The sequence below is a fragment of the Acidovorax sp. KPB24-07 genome, assembly GCF_057543315.1.
In genome coordinates, this window is the sequence record NZ_BAAJYS010000241.1 from 1 (window position 1) to 5559 (window position 5559).

General features: G+C 71.7%; 2 protein-coding genes. Both read right to left on the bottom strand.

The window, feature by feature from the left end:
- Positions 1–4053: hypothetical protein (locus AC27IQ_RS18270; protein ID WP_487090306.1), on the bottom strand; the 4053-nt coding region annotated here is incomplete at its 3' end.
- 182 nt (positions 4054–4235) lie between these two features.
- A partial coding sequence (locus AC27IQ_RS18275) for an efflux RND transporter permease subunit (protein WP_487090307.1) occupies positions 4236–5559 on the bottom strand: 1324 nt, incomplete at its 5' end.

Sequence of the window (5559 nt, forward strand, 5' to 3'; positions counted from 1 at the left end):
CTCGGCGGGCTGGCCCGCGGCAGCGGCCCGCCGGATGGCGGCCTGGGCCTGCTGGCTTTCCATGGTGGCTCGCCGGGCGGGTTCGGTCGCCTGCTGCGCTGCGGCGGCGGCTTTCTGGCCCGTCTCGGTGGCTTGCTGTGCCAGGCCCTGCAGCTTGTCGTAGGCCTCAGCCGCCTGGGGGCGCAGCTTGGTCACCACGGAAAACGTCATGCCAGGCGCGCTGGCCTGTGCGGCCTGGACCAGGGTGTCCTGCAGGCGCAGCCAGGCGCGGCCGGTCTTTTCTTCCGCCGAGGCATGCGGCACGCCGTCGCGTGCGGCCATGACCGAAACGAACTCGTGCATCCGGGGTTCGAGCTCGGCCAGAAAATCATCCAGGCCTTCGAACTCGCGGATCATCTGGGTCTGGTCGGCCCAGGTCTCGCCATGGCGGGTCGTCATGCGCAGCGTGGTATCGACCCCGCTGTTGGCCAGCTGCTTGCGAAAATCCAGCCCGGCCCCGCGAGCCTGGGCGGCCCTTTCCGGATTGTGCCTGGATGCCGGCACCAGCCCCAGGCTGGCGTTGGCGCTCGCACGGACATCGGCCCGGTGCTGCGCCGACAGCTTGTATTCCTCCACGTTCAGCCCCGAACGGCTTTCCGTCTGCACCGAGCGCGAACGCTGGTTGCTGCTGGCGACCCCCGCCTGCACGTCGACGCCGATGGCGCGCAGCGTGGCCTTGCGGTCGTGCTCGTCGCGGTCCCGCGGCCCGCGCGCGCGGACCATGGCGTTGGCGCCGATGGCCATCTCGGACGTGCGGCTGCGTTTGGTGTTGGACAGCTCCGCCACGGCCAGCGCAGGAAAGTGCTCCAGCAGGTGGGCCAGCGGATCCATGTCCGGGCCGCCCTCCGACGATGCGGCGCCCCCGTGGGCCATGGCAATGAGCGCATCGGCGAAGTGCCGCCGCAAGGTGTCCTCATGGGAGGCGGTGCGCTGCATGCGCAGGCTCACGCCCTCGGTGCGCGAGGTTTCGCCGCCGGCCTCCAGGCGCATGTCGAAGCGCAGCGCGATGCCTGCTTCGTCATCGCCCAGGTTGAACTCGTGGTCCTGGTTCCCCAGCTCGCGCCGCAGGCCCACGCTGAGCCCCACGTTGGCGTTCTTGGAGTCCGCCGTGGCGATCTGCATCTGCATGGCCGCACCGACCATGTTCAGGTCCATCGAGCGCTCGTGCCCCAGGCCGATGCCCGCGATCGGCGTCACGAGTTCCGGCGTGGCGGTGGTCACCGACACGGCCTTGCCCAGTTCCAGCCGGGCCAGCCGCGCATCGCTGCTCTTGATCTTCTCGCCCAGGCTGATGCGCTGCGACAGCGATTTCATCACTTCGGCCGCGTCGGCCGGGCCGCGCAGGTCGTTGAACAGCGTGATGGTGTCGGACACGCACAGCTCGAAGCGGTTCACGTGCACGTCCCGCTGCAGGGCCTGCAGCGCGGGCGCCGCCGTTTTCACGGTATCGGCCACCGTGCGGGGAGCGGTGCTGCCGGAGGCCGCGCCGGTGGTGGCCGCGGGCGGGCTCCATGGCACGGCCAGGGCCGCATCGACCAGGGTGCGCATCAGCCGGCCCGCATCGTCGCCCGATTCCTTCATCTGGGACCAGGCGCTGCGCACCGAAGCGGGCCAGGCGTCCTGCACCTGGTCCAGGGCCTCTTCCCGGGACGGCCGCTCGCCCTCGGGCAGGGTCTTGAGCCAGTCCTGGGTGAGCTTGCTTTCGATGGCCTCGAAGGTGTCGATGCGCAGGGACCGCAAGGCGGCCGCGGGCTTCACCTTGGCCAGCAGGTCGGCCGATACCACCATCAGGTCGGCCAGTGCCCGGGTCTGCGGCGCTTCCACGCCGGCCGCGGCCCTGGCCGCTTCGGCAATCTCGTGGAAGCCGCCGATGGCTTCGTGGGCGATGGCATCGGTGCGCAGGCCCCGGGCGACCTGGCTGGGGCCCACCGTGGGCGACAGCGTGCCATCGGCCAGCGCGCGCAGATCGGTGTGCTCTCCCAGCACCCTCAGGATGTGCCCGACATTGGGGCGGCTGCCGCGCAGCGATTGCCAGTCGGCGGCCAGGCCCGGGGGCAGCCCGGCCATGCCCTCGGCCCCCAGGTGGGCCTCCACTTTCTGGAAAAAGCCCTTGCCCAGGTGCTTGAGCGTTTTCTGCGAAGGGGCCGGCGCGCTCCCGCCCAGCCCCAGCTCCTTCAGCACCCCGAGCATCAGGGTTTCGGCCGGCAGCGCGCCGGCCCCTGCGCGCGCTTGGAGATCGATGCGCAGGTCGGTGGCGGTGCGGTGCAGCGATGCCACGGCTTCGTCGCGGCGCGGCAGCATGCCGTTCTCGCTGGCGGCGGCGGTCATCTTGCGCATGACCGACTTGCGCCACATCGTCGGCTGCGCGCCAGGCAGCCAGGACGCGATGGCGGGCAGCGCAGGCGCCAGCAGCCCTTCCATGCCCGCCGAGTTCTTGACGATGGCCTTGGGCAGCCCGCCCGTCAGCCAGTTCTGGAACCGCCCCATCCGCCCGGACGCCGCGCGCGCGTTGCGCTGGCTGGTCTGGTCGAGCGCGCCGTCGCTGAACTGCAGCAGCCGCTGGCGCACGCGGTCGTAGCTTGATCCCGGCGCCTTGGTCGTGAACCCGTTCTGCAGGCAATGGAACGCGGTGCGCTGCGCCACCGTCCGCTCGGATTCGGGCACCGGGTGGTGCCGTGGCTGGGCCAGCTCGACCGCATGCGCCACTGCGTCGCGCAGCAACGCCATGTCCGCCGGGGCCTCGGCCGACCCGGGGCCCTCCTGCTGCCGGGACGACTGCAGATGCAGCATCGCCGACATGGCCACCTGCAAGGCATCCTGCCGGGTCCCGGCGGCGGGAGGGTCCGTCATCCTGGCCAGCAGGCGCATGCCGCCTGCCGGCCTGGCGATGGCGCACGCCAGGCGCGACAGCGGCTGCAGGTCGGCGCGGGTTTCGCGGTCCGGTGGGGAAGGCTGCAGGGCGTCGTGCACCAGGCCGACCAGCCGGGCCGGCGAGCTGTGCGACAGGTTTTCCATGGCCGTCGCCAGCCCCTCGGGATCGCCGGCGAAGGTGTCGCGGGCGGTGTTGATCAGCAGCTCGACGGCCAGCACGTCGGGCACCTTGGTGCCGTGGTTCAGGGCCGCGACCAGCGTGTCGGTGGCTGCCTGCAGCCGGGGCTGCAGGGGCTCGGGCACGCCCGAGAGCAGTTCGGCGACCATCCTGGCGTTGGCGGCGGTCGCCGCGTCCTTGGAGCGCTGCTCGGCGGCCTTGGCGGCGTCGGTCAGCTGCTGCAATGCGCCTTCCGTGTTCACGCGCGCGCCACCGGGCAACGCGGCCTGGGTGGCCAGGTGGATGGTGGCCTTGGCCTTCTCGGCATGGACCAGGCCTTCCAGATGGCCCAGCACGATGGACTTCGTCTCCGCCGTGGCGCTGCCCTGGCTGCTCTGGCCCCCTGCCTTGAGGCCCCCGGCTTCATAGAACATCTCCAGCGCGTCGCTGGGCACGCTGGCAGGGCCCTTGCCCAGCGACAGCACGGACAGCGCCTGCTGGGCCCAGTACGCCGCCGTGCCCGCGATGCCGCCGTCCCGGCCCGATCCTTCGGTACCGGGCGACTGGCCGGTCTCCACCTGGTGCAGTGCCTCCTGCACGGCCTGCGCCAGCCCGGTCTTGGTGGCGTTGGGCAGTGGCACCCGTCCGTCCGCCTCGAACCGCGGCGCCTGCACCTGGTTGTGCCGCACCACCGGGTGCTGGGTCTGCGTGCCCACCGCCAGCGGGCCCAGGCTGGCGTTGGCCGTGGTCTTGCCGCCCTTCCAGAGGCTTTTGAGCTTGGACAGGACGGTCCGGTCCGAGCGCTGCGCCATGTTGGCGGTGGTGTAGACCGCCGCCGATCCGCTCTTGCCGCGCGCAGCGAGCCCCTCCGGCCCCTTCAGGCTGGCGCTGCGCTCCGGGGCATCCGGGACCGGGGACGCAGGCCGTGCAGGCGTGGACGGAGGCCGTCCGGCCGGCTGGATTTCCCCTGAACTGGTGGCACGCATGGTCTTGTCTCCCTGGAATTCTTCTGGAATCCCATGGTTGTATACAAGTCCTGGCAGCTTTCCCGGTGATGCGAAGCCGTGCATCTGCACGCGAAAAGGCCGCCGCGCCTTGGGCGCAGCAGCGCAAACCCTGTGCTAGAGGGGCGGGCCGCACCGATGGCAGGGCGCCGCCGCGCCGCCACTCACAGCGGGTGCGGCGCTTCGGGCGCGCGGGGTGCCTGGGGGGCTGGTGGGGGCCGCCGCATCACCCGGCGCTGGAACCACTGCGCGAAGTCGTCCACGTAGGTGAACACCGCCGGCACCACCAGCAGGCTGAGCACGGTCGAGGTGATGAGCCCGCCGATCACCGCCACCGCCATGGGCGAGCGAAAGCTCATGTCGGCGCTGCCCAGCGCCAGGGCGATGGGCATCATGCCGGCGCCCATGGCGAGCGTGGTCATGATGATGGGCCGCGCGCGCTTGTGGCAGGCATCCAGCAGCGCGTCCCAGCGGCTCATGCCCTGGTCGCGGCGCGCCACGATGGCGTACTCCACCAGCAGGATGGAGTTCTTGGTGGCGATGCCCATCAGCATGATGAGCCCGATGAGCGAGGGCATCGAAAAGCTCTTGCCCGCCACCAGCAGCGCCACGAACGCCCCGCCCAGCGACAGCGGCAGCGCCGCCAGGATGGTCACCGGCTGCAGGAAGTCCTTGAACAGCAGCACCAGCACGAGGTAGATGCAGATCACGCCCGTGAGCATCGCCAGGCCGAAGCTGGCGAACAGTTCGCCCATCATCTCGGCATCGCCCACGTCGATCAGGCGCACGCTCGCGGGCAGCTGGGCGACGGCGGGCAGCTGCTTGACGGCCTCGGTCACCTCGCCCAGGCCGCGCGCGCCCAGCTCGATCTCGAAGTTGACGTTGCGCGAGCGGTCGTAGCGGCTGATGACGGCCGGCCCGCCCGCCACCTCCAGCGTGGCGACCTCGCCCAGGCGCACCGGCCCGCGGGCGCCGGGCACCGTGAGGCGCTCCAGCACCGACAGGTCCTCGCGCGCCGCGTTGTCCAGGCGCACGACGATGGGCACCTGGCGCTGCGCCAGGTTCAGCTTCGGCAGGTACTGGTCGTAGTCGCCCACCGTGGCCACGCGCAGGGTCTCGGCGATGGCGCTGCTGGTCACGCCCAGGTCGGCGGCGCGCGCGAAGTCCGGGCGCACGGCGATCTCGGGGCGCACCAGGCTGGCGGTGGAGCTCACGCCGCCGATGCCCGGGATGGTGCGGATGCCGCGCTCGACCGCCTGCGCGGCCGTGGCCAGGGCCTGCGGGTCTTCGCTGGCCAGGGCCAGCACGTACTTGTCGTTGGAGCCGCCCAGGCCGATCTTCACGCGCACGCCGGGCAGGTCTTCCAGCGCGGCGCGCAGCTGCTGCTCGATGACCTGTTTGCGCGGGCGCTCGCCGCGCGGGTCCATGCGCAGGGTGAGCGTGGCCTTGCGCGGGTCGCCCACGCCCGCCCCGGCGAACGGGTCGGCG